This window comes from Gordonia jinghuaiqii (assembly GCF_014041935.1).
In the GTDB taxonomy this organism is placed as follows: domain Bacteria; phylum Actinomycetota; class Actinomycetes; order Mycobacteriales; family Mycobacteriaceae; genus Gordonia; species Gordonia jinghuaiqii.
This window is the reverse complement of the sequence record NZ_CP059491.1, coordinates 1,184,853-1,204,650: the sequence shown is the minus strand read 5'-3', so window position 1 is coordinate 1,204,650 and position 19,798 is coordinate 1,184,853. Positions and strand designations below refer to the sequence as shown.

The window sequence follows — 19,798 nt, the reverse complement described above, 5'->3', positions numbered from 1 at the left end:
CGACGAGGTCGGATTTCATGGACGAGCACGCGCGTGACGACCCCAGGCCTGTTGACCTGGGGTGAGTCGTCAGAATCCGCGGGGAGGTCCCCGAACGCCGGTGCCGCCGAGCGCGGGTACGGCCAGAAGAAGCGGCTGCGTCCAGAACGTCCGGGGCGCGGCGGGTGCGCGTGACGTCACCGGCGGGACGAACGAGCGGATGACCGACCCGACGGACGCGAGCAGATGCGCTCCGACGACGATCAGGACCGCGCTGAGCGGGATCGCCAGCAGATGCGTGATCAGCATCGACAGCGCCGACGGGGCATGCACCGCGTGCCCGGCGTCGACCGTGAGCGTGGCGTGGCAGGCGACCTGCGCGGCGGTCAACACCGCCGTCGTCGACGCTGCGGCCGGAACCAATCGTCGACGCCGCGTCATCAGCAGCATCGATGCGACCACGCCGATCGCGACGCTCAACACCACGCCCGACGAGCTGGGCATCGCACCGCTCGCCGCACCGTGCGCGGCGACCGCGACCGTGGGCACCACACCGACCGCGGCGACGCGCGAGAACGCATCGGGCGCGCGGACGGTGTGAGGCATGCCTTACATCCTAAGGAGTGGTCTCGCGAGCGGAGCGAGCAGAGGTCGCCTGAGCGGAGTTGGCAGGCTCGCAGATAGGGCGAGCGGTGGTCGGCTACCGAGCGGAGCGAGCAGTGGTCGGCTACCGGGCGGTGAGAGGGGCTGGCCGTGCGTCGACGTGACCGACTCAGCCAACCCGACCACCGCATCGGGCCGCGATGAAAGAATCGGGCCATGTCGCAATCACCGCCGGGCGTCGAGGTTCGCGAGCTCTCGTCCCCCGACGAGCTCGAAGAGCTGATGCGGATCTTCGACGACGTGTGGCGGCCCGACCCGACCAACCGTCCTGTCGGCACCGACATGTTGCGCGCACTGGTGCACACGGGCAACTACGTGGCCGGCGCGTACATCGGGGACGACCTCGCCGGCGGAAGCGTCGGGTTCTTCGCCACCCCCGTCGGCGAGGCGCTCCACAGCCACATCACCGGGGTCACCCGTCGCGGCCGCGGCCATCAGGTCGGTTACACGTTGAAGATGCATCAGCGGGAGTGGGCGTTGAGTCGCGGATTGTCGACGATCACGTGGACCTTCGATCCGCTCGTCGCACGCAACGCGCATTTCAACATCACCAAACTCGGGGCGACGCCGGTCCACTACTACGAGGACTTCTACGGCGAGATCGGTGATGAGCTCGGCGGAGACGCCGACTCGGATCGTGTGCTGATGTCGTGGGATCTGGGCTCGGGTGATTCTGGGTCGGGCGTGGGCGGTTCTGGCTCGGGCTCGGCGGGTTCGGGCTCGGTGGGTTCCGGCTCGGCTGGTTCTGACTCGGTCGACGAGTTGCTCGCCGAGGGTGCGGTGTCGGTCATCGACGTCGACGATCCGTCTCGTCCCGTGGCGCACCATGAGCGAGTCACCCCGGAGACGGCCGTCGTCGTCGCAGTGCCGCGCGACATCGAGGCGATGCGGGTGAATGCCCCGCTGGAGGCCGCGCGGTGGCGGATTGAGTTGCGAGACGCGTTGTCGCCGTTGCTCGTCGAAGGTGATGGCCGGCGTGCGGTCCGGTTCCTGCGGACGGGGCACTACGTGTTCGGCCCGGCAGGCTCGGGGGTTCGGTGAGCGACGAGCTGCTGCCGTCCGACTGGCATCGACATCCCTTCACCCTGGCCGACGTACTGCCCGCCGCCACCCGCTCCCTGGGGATCTCCGACGCCGACGTCGGTCTGGTTGTGCCGCCGGGTGATTCGGTGGTGGTGCTGTTGATCGATGGTCTGGGCGCGACGCTGCTCGAGGAGTACGCGGAGTTCGCGCCGACGCTACGCGAACTGTCGTCGACTACGCTGCGTGCCGGCTTTCCCGCGACCACCGCCACGAGCATCCTGAGTCTGACGGTCGGAGCGTCGTGCGGGGTGCACGGGATCATCGGCTACAGCTTCCGGCCCGACGACGACTGCCGGACCCGCGGCTCGCGGCGCGTGCTCAACTCGCTGCGCTGGAGCCTCGACGACGCCCAGGGCCCCTCGGCACTGATGACCTACCCGCCGGCGCTGGTGCGCACCGAGCCGGGTTGTCTGGAAGCGCTTGCCGCCGAGGATGTTCGGGTGACATATGTGATGCCTGCCGAGTTTCGGGGCACCGGCCTGACGATGGCCGCATTCCGCGCACCCGGACAATACCTGCCCGCAGTGACACCCGACGGGATTCGCGAGGCAGTACTGACGACGGTGCGTCGACGCAACAGACACCGGCGATTCGTCTACGCCTACTACAGCGAGCTCGACACGGCCGGCCACATTCATGCACCCGGGTCGGACCCGTGGTTGCAGCAATTACGGACCGTGGACCGACTCGTCGCCGATCTCTCGACGGAACTGCCGGTCGGGACAACGCTTCTCGTGACCGGTGATCACGGGATGATCACCGCCGACCGCGCGATCGACATCGACACCACCCCTGCCCTTCTCGAGGGAGTCGACACAGTGGCCGGCGAGGCACGCGTGCGGCACATCTATACGGGCTCGGGTGCGGCCGACGAGGTACTGAGCGGGTGGTCGGGATATCTGGGCGACTCGGCGCACGTCGCCTCACGTGAGCAGACCATCGACGAAGGCTGGTTCGGGCCGGTGGTGACCGACCAGGTGGCCCGCCGGATCGGCGACGTCGTCGCAGTCGCACGCGGTTCGACGACCCTGACGCGCAGCAAGAACGAGACCATGGAGTCGATGATGCTCGGCCACCACGGCGCCTGGACGGCCGCCGAACAGCTCGTGCCGCTGATCGTTGCGGCGGGATAGAACTTTTTTCTTTAGGGATTTTCCTGGTGTTTGTCCGGGGCGTTTATGGACGGATCCGGTCATATTCTGGTGCAGTTGGTAACTCCTGTGACGGAACCGGTGAGCGTATAGCCTTCCCATCCCAAATTCTGGGATTTCGAACATGTTGTGGCGCAACCAATTCCCTGTGGAGAGTTCTCGCCATCGCTCAAATGTTCGGCTACCTTGGAGTCATGCCCGAACTCGCCCACCTCCTCGATTCCCTCATCGAGACCGAACTCCCCACAGACGACTCCACCGGTCGCGCGACGTTCACCGAACTGGATACCCTCCGCCTGATGCGTAACGCGGTTGAGCGCCAGATCGTGGTGCGCGCAGCAGAACTCGCGCGATTGCGCGTGGCTGAACGCAGCCACTCGACGCTGCCGAAACTGTTGATCGAGATGGGTTTCGCACCCGCCGCCGCCGCACGTATCGTGCGGATCGTCAACGGGCTGGGCCGACTGTCCGCAGTCGCCGGCCATGCTGCGGACGGGCGCCTGTCGGCCGAGATCGTCGACGCCATCATCCGAGGGATCGCCCACATCGAACAACGCTCCCCCACAAATCTTTCCGACGACGAGGTGTCGGTCTTCGAAACCGAACTGCTCACCCAAGCGCTGTCCGGGGCCACACCCGCCGAAGTGCTGGCCCGAGCACACACGTTGGGCAACATTGTCGCCGAGGCCGACGGTGGCATTCCTGCCGCCGAGGACCCCGCACTCAACAGCGTCTCCCATATCCTGACCGACGACGGTCGCGTCGAGATTGCTGCCGATCTCACCCAGGTCGTCGGCGAGAAGTTCATCGCCATGATCGACCAACGCTCCACACCCCGCCCCGAACCCGACGGCGCCGAGGATCGCCGCTCGGCCGGGCAACGACGCGCCGACGCCTTCGAACTCATCCTCGACCACGCTGCCCTCGGTGCCACCCTCGACACCGCCGGAGCACCACGCACCCAACTGATCCTGACCATCCCCGCCGACGCCACAGACATGAGCGCGCTCCCGTGGACCGGCACCATCACCGACGCCACCGCCCGCGCCCTCTCCTGCGACGGGACACTGACCGAAGTCATCATCGACGCCGACACCGTCCCGCTACAGATGGGACACGACAAACGAATCTTCCCGCCTCACCTGCGCAAGGCCGTAGTCATCCGGGACCGATGCTGCATCAAATGCGGTGCACCACCGTCACATACCCAGGTACACCATCTGCGGCATTGGGCCGACGACGGGGACACCTCCCTCGACAACGGATGTCTCCTCTGCCAGCGCTGCCACACCCAAGTCCACCACAACGGCTGGGACATCATGATGGGCTTCGACCGCCACCCCTGGCTGATCCCACCGGTCGACATCGACCCACAACGCCGACCGCTCCCCGCCTACAACCGCCGCACCATGCGACTCGACGACGCCGCCTGACAGCCCACACTCTTGCGGCAGTGTGAACCGCATACCGGACCATACTGCCGCAACAAGCGTTCTCGAAAACCGGGACCGCGCACGATCATTGACAACTCCACAGTGGAAAGGGTGTCCTGGGCCTGGAGCCCGGGTCACCCGGTGGATTCGACGCGGCTCAACCCGCGGTCGGGGGCGACCAACCCCCGCTGGCCGAGTAGGCCCGAGGGGCCACCCGAGGTCCGCGATCGAGGCCACCCCACCGCTCAACCAGCGGTCCGACGCGGAGTCAGTTGCCTGCGTCGTCGTCGGTCACCAGGTCCAGGCGCACACCGAGCAGACGGACGGGCCGCTCGAGTTCGAACTTGCCGAGGAGGTCGGCGACGACGGCCTCGAGTTGGTCGAAGTCGACGCTCGGGTTGGGCAGCTTCCTCGATTTGGTTCGCGTGTAGAAGGTGGTGGTGCGTACGGTCACCGCCACACGGAAGGGCAGTCGTTCCTCGGCGAGGACCTGGTCGAGCAGCTCGCGGAGCAGCCGGGCGGCTGCCGCGCGCATCTCGGTGGGGTCGGTGAGGTCCGTGGCGAAGGTGTGCGATTTGGAATGCGAACGGGCGAGCCAGGGTTCGGCGGTGATCGCCGAGTCCCCACCGCCGCGACACAGCACGTACAGCCAATTGCCCTGATGTGGGCCGAAAGTGGCGATCAGGTCGTCGCGGGGTGTGGCGATCAGGTCGTTGACGGTGTCGATGCCGGTTGCGGCGAGTTTGGCCGACGTCTTGGGTCCGACGCTCCACAGGTCGCGGGTGGGCCGCTCCCCCATCAGGTCCAACCAGTTGCGGTCGTCGAGGAGGAAGACGCGCGGGGCGTCGACAACGGTGCCGGGCACCGCACCCGGCGGGCGCTTGGCGAAACCGGTGGCCATCTTCGCGCGTTGCTTGTTGTCGCTGATCCCGACGCAGCTCGTCAGGCCGCTACGGGCGAGGATGTCGCGCCGGATTCGTTCGGCGAGGTCGATGATGGCGGCGTCGTCGTAAGGATCATCCTCGGCACCGCGGGCACTCACACCCAGGAATGCCTCGTCCCAGCCCCACACCTCGACGGGATGGCCGGTGGCCCGCAGGACGTCCATCACGTCGGCCGACGCGGCGTCGTAGGCGCCCATGTCCAACGGCAGATAGATCGCGTCGGGCAGCTTGCGGTAGGCGGCACGCAGCGGCATGCCGGCGCGAACGCCCACGTCACGCGCCTCGTACGACGCGCACGTCACCACCTTGCGTGCCTCGGTGGGGTCGCCGTTGCCGCCCACGATGACCGGCACGCCGGCGAGTTCGGGACTGCGCAACCGCTCGACCGACACCTGGAACTGGTCGAGGTCGACGTGCAGCAGCCACCGATAGCGTTGCGGAACCGACGTGGTCACCTCGCCCAGGGTAATCACCGATGAGCGAGATCCGATGGACGAACGCGGACCAACCCGGCCGCCCCCAGAAGAACCCGGCTCGGGGTCAGCCGGCGATCCGCACGTCCACGTCGCCCATTCCCGCCGCCCGGCACGATGTGCGCAGCGAATGAGGGTTGTAGCGCAGCACCGACAGCTGATGGTCCGCATCACTTCCCTCGGCGAAAGCGGCACTCGCCGCGGTGATGTGGCCGGCCAGACCGGCGAGCGTCGTGGCGTCGAACATCGACACCACGCGGGTCAACACCTTCTCCAGCAGCGCGCGATCGCGATGCAGCGGCGGTGGCACCAGATTCAGTGCCGGAGAAGCTGTTCCGCAGTTCGTGGGATCGGTCAGCGCATGCGTGGCGACGAGCAGGAACGCGACGGCGACCATGACTCGCGCCCGACCGTCATCTGCCCGATCCAGATCGGCCGCAAGGGCGCCGTACACCCGCACCGGCGGCGACGAATTGCGTTCTGCCACCTCACGATCTGCCTCGAGCAGGCCGATCGAAGCCAGTGCCTCGTCGCGCGGCGACGAGATGGCCGCGGCAGCAGTCGCATCCGACAGCATTGTCCGCAGATGGCCGACCACAGCCTGATGCCGACGCAATGCGGCGTCGATCTCATCGGCGATGTCGACGGTCACGCCGAACGAGGATGGAAGCTCCGAGAGCGCCCGGTATCCGGGCAGGACGATGAGTTCTTCGATGTCGATCGCCTCGACGATCGCTGACGGTTCAAGAAACTTTCGTGCGCCACGCCTCGACGCGCGCACCGATAAAGTGCTGGTCAACTGAGCCCCTCCACGTAGACCACAACCGATGCCGAGGAGCGAAGCGCCCGCCCCCCAGTTGACCCCCATGCGCCCCGACACCCCCCGCGTGGTGTCGGTCATACAGCGCACACTGAGAGTACGCCTTTTCGCGCTCCTTTGTGAGTCGAATGACTGAAACGCCCGAATATGACGCCGGGCACGCCTAACCCGGCCGCACCTGCCTGCCGCTCGGCGCCAGTCGATCTAGGGTCGCACCATGAGGCATTTCAAGGTCCGTGTGGCCGGCGGTCGCTCGGTGATGGTCCGGGACACCGGCGGACCCGACAGCGGCGAATCCACCGTGATGTACTTCCATGGCACGCCGGGTTCTCGACTGGAACCCGCGTTCGGGGACGCGATCTCACAGCGTCTCGGCGTCCGCGTGATCAGCTTCGATCGGCCCGGATACGGTGAATCCGATTCGGCCGCAACCACACTGCGCATCGTCGCCGACGATATCGGTGCCATCGCGGACGCAGTGGGAGTCGAGCGTTTCGCCACCTTCGGATGGTCCGGCGGCGGACCGTTCGCCCTCGCGAGCGCTGCGGCGCACGGCGATCGGGTGACACGCGTCGGGGTGTCGGGCGGACTCGCGCCCATGCAGGAGATGCCCGGTGCGCGCGACGCCCTGACCGAGAACGACCTACTGGCGCTGTCCCATCTGCCCGCCGAACCGGAGCGGGCCGCCGACGAGTTCCTCGCCGGGAACCGGGAGTTGCTCGACGGCATGATGTCGGTGCGGGACGACGCCGCGGCACCCTGGGTCGACTGGATGTGGGCCGACAGCGATCCCGAGGTGGTCGCCGACAAGGACGCACGGCGGTCGCTGTGGGTCTCGTTCCGAGAAGGATTGCGGCAGGGTCCGATGGCGATCGCCTGGGACAACGTGGCGTTCGTCGGACCGTGGGGGTTCGAGCTCGCCGACGTCGTGTCACCGGTTCACCTCTGGTACGGCACCCGTGACGCGATGGCACCTCAGGCCAACGGCGAATGGCTCGCGAAGACACTCCCGCATGCCGAGTTGACGCTCGTCGAGGGAGAAGGACACCTACTGCCGCTGCAGCATTGGGAAGAGATGCTGCAGTCGGTGACCGCCGGCGGTTGACGTGGGGAACGCACTTGCCGGGGCGATTGAGATCAGGAAGTGGCCGGTGGCCGCTCGTTCAGCGCGGCGTCGACGAGCAGCCGGCGTTCGGCGCGGGCCACGTGGAGCCGGGTCGCGGCGACCGCGTCGGGATTGACCGACACCGACGTGATGCCCATCTTGACCAGCAGTTCCGCGAACTCCGGGTTCGTCGACGGCGCCTGCCCGCACAGCGACGACGTGATGCCGCACCGGCGGGCCGTCGTGATGATCGTCGAGATGGCGTCGAGGACAGCCGGGTCGGTGCCGTCGAACAGTTCGGCGCACGATTCGGAATCGCGGTCGACGCCGAGAATGAGCTGGGTGAGGTCGTTGCTGCCGATCGACACCCCGTCGATCCCGGCGGCGACATACTCCGGCAGCCAGTACAGCACCGAGGGCACCTCGGCCATCACCCACCGGTGCAGGCCGCGCTGGTCGCCCAGTGGGCTCTCGTCGATCAGCTCCAGGCATCGTTCGAGTTCCCAGCGGGTCCGCACGAACGGCAACATGACGTGGATGTTGGGGTGCGTCTCGCGGGCCCGCGCCAGCGCTTCGAGCTCGAGCCGGAAGACGTCGGGCTCGCGGACGTAGCGGTAGCAGCCGCGGAACCCGATCATCGGATTGCGTTCCTCCGGCTCGAAGGCCTCACCACCTTCGAGGCCACGGAACTCGTTGCTGCGCAAATCGGTCGTGCGATACACCACCGGCCGTGACCCGAAGGGACCGGCGATGCGGCCCAGAGCGTCGGCCATCGCCGACACGAAGCCGCTCGACTCGCCGTCGGCGATCACCGCCCGCGGGTGCCGACCCGACAACGCCTCGGTCAGCAGGAACTCGGCGCGCAGCAACCCCACCCCGTCGACGTCGGTGGCGCCGACCTCGGCGGCGTGCTCGGCCGAGGCGAGGTTGACGTAGATCTTCGTCGCGGTCACGAGTCCCGAGGGTTGCTGCGGTGCAGCAGGTCCGGCGTCGACCCTCGCCGCCGGTCGCGCGGCGACGCGGCCGGCCAGTACGTCGCCGGACGCGCCGTCGACGGTCACGGTCGAACCTTCCTCGAGATCGTCGGTGCCCGTGCGGGTTCCGACGATGCACGGCACGCCGACCTCACGGGCGACGATCGCGGCGTGGCAGGTCACCCCACCGCGGTCGGTCACCACCGCCGACGCGCGGCGGATGGTCGGCAGCCAGTCGGGATCGGTCATCGGCGCCACCAGCACCTCGCCGTCGACCAGCAGGTGCCCGTCGCGCGGCGAGTGCAGGATGCGCACCGCGCCGGTCGCCACCCCGGGGGCCGCCGCCAGCCCGTGCAGCAGCACCTTTCCCGACGACGTCCCTTCGCTGCTCACCGGTCCGGACGAGGCGTCCTGCGCATCGGATCCGTGGCGGTCCAGCGTGGTGATCGGCCGGGACTGGACGATCCAGATGCGTCCCCGCGGGTCGATGGCCCATTCCATGTCCTGCGGGCGGCCGTAATGGCGTTCGGCCTTGATCGCCAGCCGTGCGATCGTCTGCACCGCGGCGTCGTCGATGACGGCTGTGGACCGCCCCGACGGCATCGGTTCTCGACGATCGTGACCGTCGGCGCCGCGCACGATCCGGTACTCCTGGTTCCCGAGACTGGTCTCGAGCACCGCGCAGTCCGACTTCGAGACGACGAACGTGTCGGGGGTTACGGCTCCGGACACGACGGCCTCGCCCTGACCTGCGACCGCCTCGACGACCAGATGGTCGAGGTCACCGGTGACGGGGTCGGCGGTGAACACGATTCCCGCGGTCACCGATTCGACCATCTTCTGTACGACGACCGACATCAACGGCTCGGTGGTCAACCCCTTCTCGGCGCGGTAGGTGACGACCCGCGGGGAGTACAGCGACGCCCAGCAACCCACGATCGCAGTCGTCAGGTCCTCGTAACTGCCGATGTTGGTGAACGAGGCGTTCATGCCCGCGAAGGAGGCGTCCTTGCCGTCCTCACCGATCGCCGACGACCGGACCGCCACGTTCGCGTCGAAGCCGTCGTCGCCGCGCAGACTCCGGTAGGCGGCGAGCGCCTCGTCGGCGACCTGCGGCGCGATGCCGGCCTTGGTGACCATGTCGGCCATCCGCCGGCTGAGTTCGGCCATTCGCGCGTCGTCGCCGACAGCGTTCAGCGCCTCGCGGTGGGCGGCGAGAAGCTCCGCCCGAATCCCGCCGTGTTCCATAGACGTCGCGAACGCGTCGGCGGTCAGGGCGAACCCGTCGGGCACCGGCAGGCCCGCCGAGACGAGCTCACCCAGGTTCGCCCCCTTGCCGCCGACGAGCGACACCTGCTCGAGGCCCAGTTCCGCGAAGGTCAGCACATGCGTCATGTACTCACGATGGTCCACTACGGACGTCTCCCCAAGTGACCAACGGCGGGGACTGAGATGTCATAGGTCCCCAGCGGCGACCGGCGCTCACACCCCTGCGGGTTCAGGTGCCTCGGCGTTCAGGTCCCGCGCGATCGACTCGATCAACTGGTCGACCTCCGCGTCCTCACCACCCGGATAGTCGGCAACGTACTGCTCGAGTCGCTCTCGTTGTGCATCCAGCAGTTTCTGGGCCTCCTTGGCTCCGGCCGGGGTGATCATCGCCAGGCCGTGGCCCACGGTGATCAGCCCGCGGTCCTGGAGCCGATGGGCCGTCTCCTCGACCTTGTCCCTCGGGGTATGCGAGACCTTGGACATCGAACGCACGTCGAGCGTGCCCTCCTCGGCGACCCTGCTGACCATCCACGCCTCCCCGCGCGACAACCGGCTGCCCGCGGTGTCGGCCACCACCTCCCACGCCCGCAGCTTCTCGTCACGGGAGAGTGCGCGCCACAATTGAAGCCGCAGCTCCTCCACGGACGACCGTCCGCTCGCCATCCCGAACGATGTCCCCACGTCGGGCATCTTGGTCACCTCACGTAGCGGGACCTCCGGCCACAACCACAACAGCGCGAAAGCCAGCACCCCGATCGGAACGGCTACGAGGAAGACGGTCTCGAATGCGTGGGTGTAGCCGTCCAGGAACCAGTTCTGAACATCCGCCGGGCAGCTGCGCAGCGTTATCGTCGAGGCCTGCAGAACCTCCTCCGAACATCGCCCGACGGCGCCGACGGGCCGGGCATCGGACAGCTCCGCGCCCAGTCGCGCGTTGAAGACCGCGCCGAACGCGGCCACACCGACCGCCGATCCGATCGTGCGGAAGAACGTCACCCCGCTGGTGCCGGTCCCGAGGTCCCGATACGCGACCCCGTTCTGGACGGCGAGGATCAACACCTGCATTACCATGCCGAGACCGAGGCCGAGTACGAACAGGTACAGCCCGATCATGAGGTCCGACGACGACCGCTCCATCGTGGACAACAGGTACAGACCAACCGTGAAGACGGCGGTCCCGATGATCGGGAACACCTTGTAACGCCCTGTCCTGCTGATGATCTGGCCGCTGCCGATCGCGGTGATCAACAAACCGATCATCATCGGGATCATGGTCAGACCCGACTCGGTCGGCGACTCCCCACGCACGTGCTGCAGGAACATCGGCATGAACGTGATGGCACCGAACATCGCGAAACCGACGACGAAGCTGACCGCCGACCCGACCGAGAACACCCGATTGGCGAAGAGCCGCAACGGGATCACCGGCTCCGGCGCAAACCTCTCAGCGAAGACAAAAGCGACAATGCAGACCACCCCCAGTGCGCTGAGCCCCAGAACCAGGGCCGACGACCAACCCCAGGTGTCACCGAAACTGGTCACCAGAACGATGCAGGTCGCCGCCGAGGCGAGGAGGAAGACCCCGAGGTAGTCGATCCTCGGCTTGGTCTGACCCGTCGTGGTCGGCAGCAGGAAGACGATTGCCACCAGTGCGATCGCGCCGACCGGCAGGTTGACGTAGAAGACCCACCGCCAGCTCAGATTGTCGACGAGGAAGCCGCCGAGCAACGGTCCGGCGACACTCGCGATGCCGAAGACCGCGCCGAACATGCCCTGGTAACGCCCACGTTCACGCGCCGAGACAACGTCGCCGATGATGGCCTGTGCCAACACGATCAGGCCTCCGCCACCGACCCCCTGCAGCGCCCGGAACGCGATCAGCTGCCACATGGAACCCGCCACGCCGCACAGGGCGGAACCGGCCAGGAAGATCACCACGGAGAGGATGAACAATGGCTTGCGGCCGAGCAGATCTCCCAGCTTGCCCCACAGCGGCGTCGTAACGGTGGTGGCCAGCATGTAGGCGGTCACGACCCAGCTCAGATGAGCAGCCCCGCCCAGGTCATTGGTGATCGTCGGCAACGCGGTCGAGACGATCGTCTGGTCGAGTGCGGCCAGGAGCATCGCCAGCATCAGTCCGGTGAAGATCGCGTAGATCTTCCGCTTGTCGACTTCTTCCGCCGGCGCACTCGCGTCCGCACTCGTGGCTTCGGTCATGTTCCGGTCCTGTCCTCGACGGCCCCCGGTGTTGACCTTTCGAGTCTCGCAGATGACCGCCGCGCACATGCCGGAAAGCGAAGCTCACCGCAGCGCGGTCGTGCTCAGTGACCGTCCTGCGGCGGGGCCGCGGATTGTTGATCTGCGAGAATCTGCCGGGTCCAGCGGTCGACGTCGTCCCAGTCGCGGGCGTCGCCGTACTTGCCACCCATCAGCCGGAAGACGATGCGGCCGAACCCCGGCCAGTCGCCGCGCGCGATGGCGCCGGCGAATGCGCGGTGGGCGCGCAGCGAGCCGGCGGTCTCCAACGCCGCGACCGCACGCGCGAGTGGTGTCCGTGGACGCAACAACTTCGCGACGCGCGGGGACAGGAACGTCGACGTGGCGCCGACCGAGGACACCGAGAACGCCCACACCGGCGCCGAGGCCGAGGACGGGGAGGAGTTCGGGGATGCCAGCGTGTCGGCGATGCGGCGCGCGATCCCCTCGGTCGACCCGTGGGCACTCGCGTAGGCGACCACACTGCGCATAGTCGAACACCTGCCTGTTTGTGTGCGCGGTCAGCTCTCGGTCTGGACGACCATGACCGGGCAGGGCGCCACCTGGATGACGGCCTGGCTTGTGGAGCCGAGCAACAGCCCGCGGAATCCGCCACGGCCACGGGTACCGACGACGACCAGCTGAGCCGATTGTGCGGCGTCGACGATCTCGTCCGCGGCATTGCCGATCGCGACGTGCCTGTCGACCTTGACGTCGGGATGGACCTCGACATAGCCGGCGAGCTGCTCACCGAGCAACTCTTCGGCTTCCTCCCGCAGACGTCGGATCACCTCTTGTCCCCCGCCGAAGAACGCGGCGCTGGAGAAGCCGCCGAAGGCGTGCACGGCGAGCAACGAGGTCTGCAGCAGGTCGGCCTGGACGAAGGCGGCGGCGATCGCGGCATGGGAGGTCGGCGAACTGTCGACCCCGACGACCACGGGTCCGGCCACGGGCGGCTCATCCGCCACGAGCACCACCGGGCAGTGCGCGTGGGCGGCCGCGTCGGTACTGACCGATCCCAGCAGCAGACCGCTGACACCGCCGAGACCTCGCCTGCCCATCACCAGCATGTGGGCATGGGCCGAGGCGTGCCGGAGTGCGAGCGCAGGTGATCCGGCGACGATCTGGCCGTTCACCGACACGCCCGGGTCGACGTCCTGCGCCAGCTGCACACCGGCCTCGATGGCACGTGTTGCGGCGGCATGCATCTCGTCGACGACGGTTTGCGACGGCATCATCGCCATGGGCGCATATCCTCCGGGCACCGTGCCGACGGCGGAAACGACTCGCAGTTCGCGCTTCTCGCGCGCCGCCGCATGCACGGCCCAGCGGACGGCGAGCAGAGCGCAGTCGGAACCGTCGACCGCGACCACGATCGGCCCGAGTGATTCTTCCGGTGAATCTGCCATCGGTAACTCCCTTGTCGGTGTGTTGTCCCCTCACCGCGCCTGTCGTCGGTGGTGCCGTCGACTGGCGTGTGCGAGGTCGGGATTCGCCGCTCGGGCGGCGTCCGGCAGGCCGAACTGATCGGCGTGCTGATGTGACACTCCGTCGCGAACTCCGCGCGCGAGAACGACGATCATCGCGACGACGGTGCCGGCCATGCCCGCGATGAGGACGACGCGCGCGATCGTCGACCACGGGACGGTGCCGTCGTCGAAGTCGAAGGGAAACACCTGCCAGATCCGGATGAGCGCGGAGAGCGAGATCGCATTCGCGACCAGGTCGCCGGCCGCTTTGACCAGCGGACGATCGACGACGAGATAGACGGAGTTGGTCACGATGACGGCGATCAGCGACGCACTGACCCAGCCGACGACCTGATCGACTTCGCCGGTGAGGAACGGAATCCGTTCCCAGCCCGGCCACCCGAGAAGTGCGACGAGGAGCACGACGTTGACGGCCACTGTCGCCGAATAGCCGATTCGCTTGCGTGAGAGCGTGACCCGGTCAGACTGCGACACGCCGCGCCGGTCGCGAGAACTGTGCGATTCCGACGTGGTCACGGTCTGCACTCCGAGTTCGAGGGGCATTGCCGAGGAGCCTACGCCCGCGGGCACCTGCGGTCTCTCTCATCGTCGAATCGGTGCGGAGGTGGGTCCTGAGTCGGAGGTCACGACTTGGCCGCCGAAGGTCCCGCTCCCGCCGCAGGCCACCCCGGCACCGGACTCAGCCGCTGACGGCCGCCCAGATGAAGAACACGATCCACGCGATCGCACCCAGGATGGTGATGACCATCGTCGTCGTCGTGAGCGCGTCGAGCCGGCCACCGGCACGACTGATACCGCGGTCACGGTGAACCCGTCGGCGCCCTCGCGGACGAGGACCGCCACGTCGCAGGTGCCCGCGCCGAAGTCGAAGACAGACATGCGTTCGTCGCCGCTGACGTCGTGCCCGCGGTGCACGTATTACCAGGCTGCGGCAAGGGATTCCGAGGCGATGCGCAATCTGTCTGCTCGGATGCCCGCGCGTTGCGCGGCGCGTCGCAGAACACTCTTGCGTCGTTCACTCCAGCGGTCCGGGTGGGTCAGGATGGTCGAGTCGAACCCCGGCAACCCGCTGTGTCGCAACGCCTTCTGATGCACATGCGCCAGCACCGCGCCGATGAGGTCCTCGATCGGCCAGAACGAGTCGACCAGTTCGCGCCTACGACACCGACTCCGACGGCACCTTCGACACCGCCGTCTGAAGGCCTGGCACACAGACCCTCACCCCGAATCCTGGTCGTGATCACGCGGCCGGGATTTCGGCTGTCGATCGTCGAGCGGCGGTCGTTCGACATACTGTCCGATGTGCGAACTGACCTCACTCTGGCCGACGACGGCCGCGGAACCATCGGATCACTGGAGTTCGCGATTCCGGTATGGGCCACCGCCACCGCCCTGGTACTCGTCCTGATCGTCGCCTGGCTGTTCGGTTCCATCGCCAAGTGGCTGCTGCGGCGCCGCGCGCGCCTCAACACGACCACCTGCATGGTGCTGTCGATCCTGGGCACCGCCGTCGGCCTGTTCATCGCCGGTGCCGTCGACCACCGGTTGGACCTGTGGAGCCTGGTCACCGTCGTTCTCGGGCTGGTGAGTTCCATCGTGGCCGTCGCCACGTACGGCACGGTTGCGGCGCGACTGCAGAGTCCGCCCGACATCACCATCGCCGAGCTGCTCTCCTCCGGCGAATCCGAACGGGTGGAGTTCAAGTCGACTGCCCGGGTGAACCTGCGGAACAAGCAGAAGGACCTCCAGATGGAGCAGGTCATCGCCAAGACCGTGTCCGCCTTCCTCAACTCCGAGGGCGGGAACCTGCTGATCGGGGTCGCCGACGACGGCACTCCCCTGGGCCTCGATCCCGACTTCGGGACCCTGCGTTCGCCCGACGCCGATCGGTTCGAACTGTGGCTGCGCGACATGCTCACCGCGACCCTGGGCCAGAGCACGGCAGCGGCCGTGGGAATCACCATCGAGCCGGTGAAGGCTGCCGGTGCCGACGAGGCCGGCGGCGCCGACACCGCCGATGTTCTGGTGTGCCGCATCGAATGCGCTCCGTCGCCGCGGCCGGTGTACCTGCGCGGACCGAAGAACAACGCGCAGCCCGAGTTCTGGGTACGGGCAGGCAACTCGACGCGGCAGCTCAGCGTGGACCAGGCCGCCGAATACGTCATGCACCGCTGGCCCCTCGGCGCAGGCCGTGCCGTGGCCGCCCAGATCCGCGCGGCCGCCCGGTTCTCGGCGAGCTGAGCTGGCACGAGCAGCCGCCCCGCTGGGTATGCCGGGTCGCCCCTGAAAACCTCGTCCATCTCAGGGTGTTCCGAGGGCAATTTTCCCTTTGAGCAGCCTCAGGAGGCTGAGATTTCACGGCGCCTCGGGTCATCGCGGCGTCGAATACGGTGCCGGTCGGGTCCGGTGACCGCGCGGATCTCCTGGAGGACCTCATCCCAGCCGTACAGGACATCGTCGTAGGTGAGCCGCATGGTCATCCAGCGATCGATCAGCGTCATCCGGTCTCGCCTGCGATCGTTGCGGAAGGTCTCCTCGTCCGAGTGATACGACCGGCCATCGCATTCGATCAGCAGTGCACCGGTGCGCAGATCCGCGCGCACGTGCCCGCCGATCGACGGTTGGACCTGCACGTTGAATCCGGCACCGATCAGTCGGAGACGCGCGATGGTCTCCGTACCCGATTGCGAGCGTTCGTCGCAGCGTCCGAACAGATCCATCACCGCCTTGGCGACCCGACCCATGTCTGCCTGGATGTCCGGGATGGTCAACTGCGTGGTGTTGAGAACCGAATCCACGGTGGCGATCCAGTCCTCCGCGGTCAGACATCGCGCTGCACAGTTGAGTGCCATCGGGATCGAATCGACCGCGGTCGTCACGGGTAGCGCGCTGCCATATCCCTGACACCACCGGAACGGTCCGCCCGGGCGGGCCCTCGACTTCATGTGCTTGCTCAGCCGTACGTGAGTCTCGTTGTACCCCTGAGGTATCCAGATCCCGGTCGCCCCATGACCCTTGTGAAACCGCAACGCGCTGACGCACGTCAGCGCGCCGCCTGCGGCGACAGCCGAGACAACGCGCGGGTCGGCGGCGTCCGTGCGGACCCACCCGTGGGCAACGGAGACCAGCCGTCCGGCGTGCCGAGCGTCCCTGACCGCCGTGGGCGACCACCCGATCGACGCGAGTTCCTTGAGCGAGTAGACACCGGATTCTTCGATCATGCTTCGTTGGACGCAGCCGGCCGCCCCGCGGTTTCGGTATCCGGGCGGGCGGGACGATCGGGCCGTGGCAACAACTCCCGATGAGGACCGGAACTGTCCTCGATCCCTGAGATCGTGGTGACATCACCACAGCAGCTCAGGAGGAAAGCCATGAACTGGACACTCGAACTCGTCATCCTGCCCGTCAGCGACGTCGACCGAGCAAAGGACTTCTACTCGAAGATCGGCTTCCACGCCGACCACGACCAGGTCGTCTCCGAGGACATTCGCTTCGTGCAGATGACGCCGCCCGGCTCGGCCTGCTCCATCGCCTTCGGCAAAGGACTCACCGACGCCGCGCCCGGATCGGTGAAGGGACTGCAGGTGGTCGTACCCGACATCGACGAGGCCCGCGACCACCTGTTGTCGGTGGGCGTCGACCCCGGCGAGATCGACCGGCAGGCCTGGGGACATTTCGTCCACTTCGACGACCCCGACGGCAATCACTGGGCCGTGCAGTACATGCCGTACCGCCAGAACTGACACCCGAGGCGACCGGCGCCGGACCGGCCCCTCGCTACCGTGGGGTATGCGTTCCCCCATCGACGACTATCTCCAGCGGGTGCTCCGAGAGTGCCGTGACGACGGCGGCGGCGAGATCGCTGCCGGCAACCGCGAACTCGAGCGGGCGGACCCGTCATCCTTCGGTATCGCGCTGGCCACCATCGACGGCACCGTCTACACCGCGGGCGACGCGGACCACGAGTTCTCCATGCAGTCCATCGCCAAGGTGCCCGGCTACGCTCTCGCCCTTCGCGACCGCGGACTCGACGGCGTGCTCGAGCGAGTCGACACCGAACCGTCGGGCGACGCCTTCAACGAGATCTCACTCGAAGCCCAGACCGGACGGCCGCGCAACGCGCTGATCAATGCCGGCGCGGTCGCCGTGCACGACATGATCGCGGGGGCCGACGCGTCCGAACGGGTGGACCGCATCGTCGACTTGGTGAGCACTCTTGCCGGCCGCGAGGTGTCGGTCGACGAGAAGGTGCATGCCGCCGAGCTGGAGTCCGACGACCACAACACCGCGCTGGCATACCTGTTGCGCGCGGCCGGGAAACTGGACTGCGAACCCGAAGAGGTGGTCGACGGTTACGCCGCCCAGTGCGCGATCCGGGTGAGCTGTCGCGATCTCGCCGTCATGGGATCTGTCCTGTCCAACGGAGGCCTCTCGACCACCAGCGACGAACGACTGCTGGACGGCTGGATCGCCCGCCACCTGCTCTCGGTGATGGCCACCTGCGGGATGTACGACGGAAGCGGCAGCTGGATGGCGAGGGTCGGCATCCCCGCGAAAAGCGGCATCAGCGGCGCCATCCTCGGAGTTCTCCCCGGCCAGGTCGGGCTCGCCGTGTGGTCGCCGCGACTCGACGCGCAGGGCAACAGCGCGCGTGGCGTCGCGGTGTTCGAGCGCCTGTCGCGGGACATGGAACTGCACATGATGCACGTCGCGCCCTCCGGCCGGCCCGCGCTCCGATCGGTCTCCGAACGCGACGGCGCGACCTTCGTCGAACTGCAGGGCGACGTACGGTTCGCCGGCGCCGAGATCGTCGCGAGTCGTGCCTGCGAAGGATTCTCGACCACGGCCGTGGTCATCGACCTCACCCACGTCCGGGTGATGGACGACGCCGCGCGTCGCCTGGTTCGTGAAGTGGAGCAACGGCTTCCGACGACCACGACACCCGCATCGAGGATCCGCACAACCTCATGGACGACGCGCCGGACGACGACCAGCGCTGAGCCCTGACGCGTCGCGGTCCGGGCGGCGCAGAGCCCGATGAATGTGGCCAGAAAGCACCCGGCATCCGCCCACCTAGACTGGGTGGATGTCGGGGCAGAGGTTCCAGCGTCTGTGGCTCGCGACCCTCGCGGTGATCGTGGTCTTTGTCGGTGTCACGCCATCGGCCGTCGTCGCCGCCCCGGGCACCCGCCCACCGGTGGTCGTCTCGTCGTCGTCCATCGCCACCCAATGCGCGGGCAAGCCCGTCCGGGTCGCTGCCCGCTGGTACTTCCCACCAGAGCGACCCACGGCGCTCGTCTGGCTCCAGCACGGCTTCTCCCGGACCGCGGCCAACCTCGACACCCTGGCCCGCTCGTACGCGAACGCCGGCTTCCTCGTCGTGAGCCCGACGCTGGACTCGGTCAACCTCGGCGGATGCACCGTCGCCCACAACATCGCCGACAATGCGGCATTCGCCCGGACCATCGGCGGCGTGTTCGGGTCGGGCCGGGACGCCGACAGCCCGCTTGCGGCAAGCCTCATCCGAGCACGAGACGTCGCCCATCGCCGCGACGTGACGATGCCGTACCGGATGGTCTTCTCCGGGCATTCAGCCGGTGGCGAGTTCGTCGTGGTGGCGGCCGACGCGCTCCGCCGCGCCGACCCGCTCGCCTACCGACGCCTGGCCGGGCTCATGCTCCTCGACCCCGTCAACTCCTTCTTCGGCACCCACTTCGCTTCCGCCGCAGCATCTCTCGACGCAGCCCGGCTCCCGATCCGCGTCGTGGCGTCGCAGCCGTCGGTGTCCAACTCCTTCGGGTCCGGAGTGTCGATCCTGCAGCGGACGACGCGGCAGGAGTTCCTCGGCTCGCGGCTGGTCACCGGTATCCACATCGACGCCGAGGGCGATTCGACCGACCTGATCGGCGAACTGTCCGAGCTGGGCGTGCCGCGTCCCCGCAACGGCCGGGTTCTCCGTGCTCTCGCCACCGGATGGTCGTCGGACATGGTCACCGACTCGGTGACCGCGACCTACTACCCCGGCGGCCGCTACTACGACCTGTTGCTCGGCACCCGCACCGTCACCACACTGGACACAGATGCGCCCCGCACTCGATGAGTGCGGGGCGCATCTGCGCTGGATTCGTAGCGATAATGCGGCAATAGCGCGCATTATC

Annotated in this window: 16 protein-coding genes and 2 pseudogenes; 8 read left to right on the top strand and 10 right to left on the bottom strand. The window is 67.6% G+C overall.

The genetic code is table 11. The features are described 5' to 3' along the window. Positions 1–69: 69 nt before the first annotated feature. The gene (locus tag H1R19_RS05285; RefSeq protein WP_219850752.1) at positions 70–585 is read right to left on the bottom strand and encodes a YtxH domain-containing protein; all 516 of its coding nucleotides are present in this window, start codon (positions 583–585) and stop codon (positions 70–72) included. Positions 586–798: 213 nt separating this feature from the next. Between H1R19_RS05285 and H1R19_RS05280 the strand changes: the two genes are divergently transcribed. The 3 genes from H1R19_RS05280 (at position 799) to H1R19_RS05270 (ending at position 4,309) form a co-directional block, all read left to right on the top strand. Beyond that, positions 799–1,683, top strand: a complete 885-nt coding sequence (locus tag H1R19_RS05280) for a GNAT family N-acetyltransferase (RefSeq protein ID WP_188331740.1) — start codon at positions 799–801, stop codon at positions 1,681–1,683. Next, positions 1,680–2,858: an alkaline phosphatase family protein gene (locus tag H1R19_RS05275; protein WP_219850751.1), complete on the top strand. Its 1,179-nt coding sequence runs from the start codon at positions 1,680–1,682 to the stop codon at positions 2,856–2,858. The genes H1R19_RS05280 and H1R19_RS05275 overlap by 4 nt, the downstream gene beginning before the upstream one ends. A gap of 191 nt (positions 2,859–3,049) precedes the next feature. Further along, entirely contained in the window at positions 3,050–4,309 is a 1,260-nt protein-coding gene (locus H1R19_RS05270; protein ID WP_219850750.1) for an HNH endonuclease, read from the top strand. Between the two features lie 268 nt (positions 4,310–4,577). On the opposite strand, the gene H1R19_RS05265 is transcribed toward H1R19_RS05270, so the two are convergent. Further along, positions 4,578–5,708, bottom strand: a complete 1,131-nt coding sequence (locus tag H1R19_RS05265) for a DNA polymerase IV (protein ID WP_219850749.1) — start codon at positions 5,706–5,708, stop codon at positions 4,578–4,580. An 85-nt stretch (positions 5,709–5,793) separates the two neighbouring features. Beyond that, positions 5,794–6,525 carry a hypothetical protein gene (locus H1R19_RS05260; RefSeq protein ID WP_219850748.1) on the bottom strand — a complete coding sequence of 244 codons (732 nt, stop codon included), beginning with the start codon at positions 6,523–6,525 and terminating at the stop codon, positions 5,794–5,796. A 238-nt stretch (positions 6,526–6,763) separates the two neighbouring features. On the opposite strand from H1R19_RS05260, the gene H1R19_RS05255 reads away from it, so the two are divergent. Then, a complete protein-coding gene (locus H1R19_RS05255) occupies positions 6,764–7,651 on the top strand; it encodes an alpha/beta fold hydrolase (RefSeq protein ID WP_219850747.1) in 888 nt (295 codons plus the stop codon). Positions 7,652–7,683: 32 nt separating this feature from the next. On the opposite strand, the gene ppsA is transcribed toward H1R19_RS05255, so the two are convergent. From ppsA to H1R19_RS23385, 6 genes and pseudogenes are all read right to left on the bottom strand, one after another. Beyond that, positions 7,684–10,020, bottom strand: a complete 2,337-nt coding sequence (gene ppsA, locus H1R19_RS05250; protein WP_219850746.1) for a phosphoenolpyruvate synthase — start codon at positions 10,018–10,020, stop codon at positions 7,684–7,686. A gap of 87 nt (positions 10,021–10,107) precedes the next feature. Beyond that, entirely contained in the window at positions 10,108–12,111 is a 2,004-nt protein-coding gene (locus tag H1R19_RS05245) for an MDR family MFS transporter (RefSeq protein ID WP_188331747.1), read from the bottom strand. 104 nt (positions 12,112–12,215) lie between these two features. Beyond that, positions 12,216–12,641, bottom strand: coding sequence for a flavodoxin domain-containing protein (locus H1R19_RS05240; RefSeq protein WP_219850745.1), 426 nt, complete (start codon positions 12,639–12,641; stop codon positions 12,216–12,218). A gap of 30 nt (positions 12,642–12,671) precedes the next feature. Then, positions 12,672–13,559, bottom strand: coding sequence for a universal stress protein (locus H1R19_RS05235; RefSeq protein ID WP_219850744.1), 888 nt, complete (start codon positions 13,557–13,559; stop codon positions 12,672–12,674). Positions 13,560–13,589: 30 nt separating this feature from the next. Continuing rightward, the gene (locus H1R19_RS05230; RefSeq protein WP_219850743.1) at positions 13,590–14,183 is read right to left on the bottom strand and encodes a hypothetical protein; all 594 of its coding nucleotides are present in this window, start codon (positions 14,181–14,183) and stop codon (positions 13,590–13,592) included. A 255-nt stretch (positions 14,184–14,438) separates the two neighbouring features. Further along, positions 14,439–14,792 (bottom strand): annotated as a pseudogene (locus H1R19_RS23385) (Hsp70 family protein); the annotation flags it as partial. 150 nt (positions 14,793–14,942) lie between these two features. Here H1R19_RS23385 and H1R19_RS05225 point away from each other — a divergent pair. Continuing rightward, positions 14,943–15,881 carry an AlbA family DNA-binding domain-containing protein gene (locus tag H1R19_RS05225; protein WP_219850742.1) on the top strand — a complete coding sequence of 313 codons (939 nt, stop codon included), beginning with the start codon at positions 14,943–14,945 and terminating at the stop codon, positions 15,879–15,881. Positions 15,882–15,979: 98 nt separating this feature from the next. Here H1R19_RS05225 and H1R19_RS05220 read toward each other — a convergent pair whose 3' ends face one another. After that, complete coding sequence (locus H1R19_RS05220) at positions 15,980–16,861, bottom strand: hypothetical protein (RefSeq protein ID WP_219850741.1); 882 nt, start codon at positions 16,859–16,861, stop codon at positions 15,980–15,982. A gap of 150 nt (positions 16,862–17,011) precedes the next feature. On the opposite strand from H1R19_RS05220, the gene H1R19_RS05215 reads away from it, so the two are divergent. The 3 genes and pseudogenes from H1R19_RS05215 (at position 17,012) to H1R19_RS05205 (ending at position 19,740) form a co-directional block, all read left to right on the top strand. Further along, on the top strand, positions 17,012–17,383 hold the full coding sequence (locus tag H1R19_RS05215) for a VOC family protein (protein ID WP_188331752.1): 372 nt from the start codon (positions 17,012–17,014) through the stop codon (positions 17,381–17,383). Positions 17,384–17,429: 46 nt separating this feature from the next. Next, positions 17,430–18,640, top strand: a pseudogene (gene glsA / locus H1R19_RS05210) (glutaminase A). 86 nt (positions 18,641–18,726) lie between these two features. Further along, positions 18,727–19,740, top strand: a complete 1,014-nt coding sequence (locus H1R19_RS05205) for an alpha/beta fold hydrolase (RefSeq protein ID WP_219850740.1) — start codon at positions 18,727–18,729, stop codon at positions 19,738–19,740. Positions 19,741–19,798: the final 58 nt, after the last annotated feature.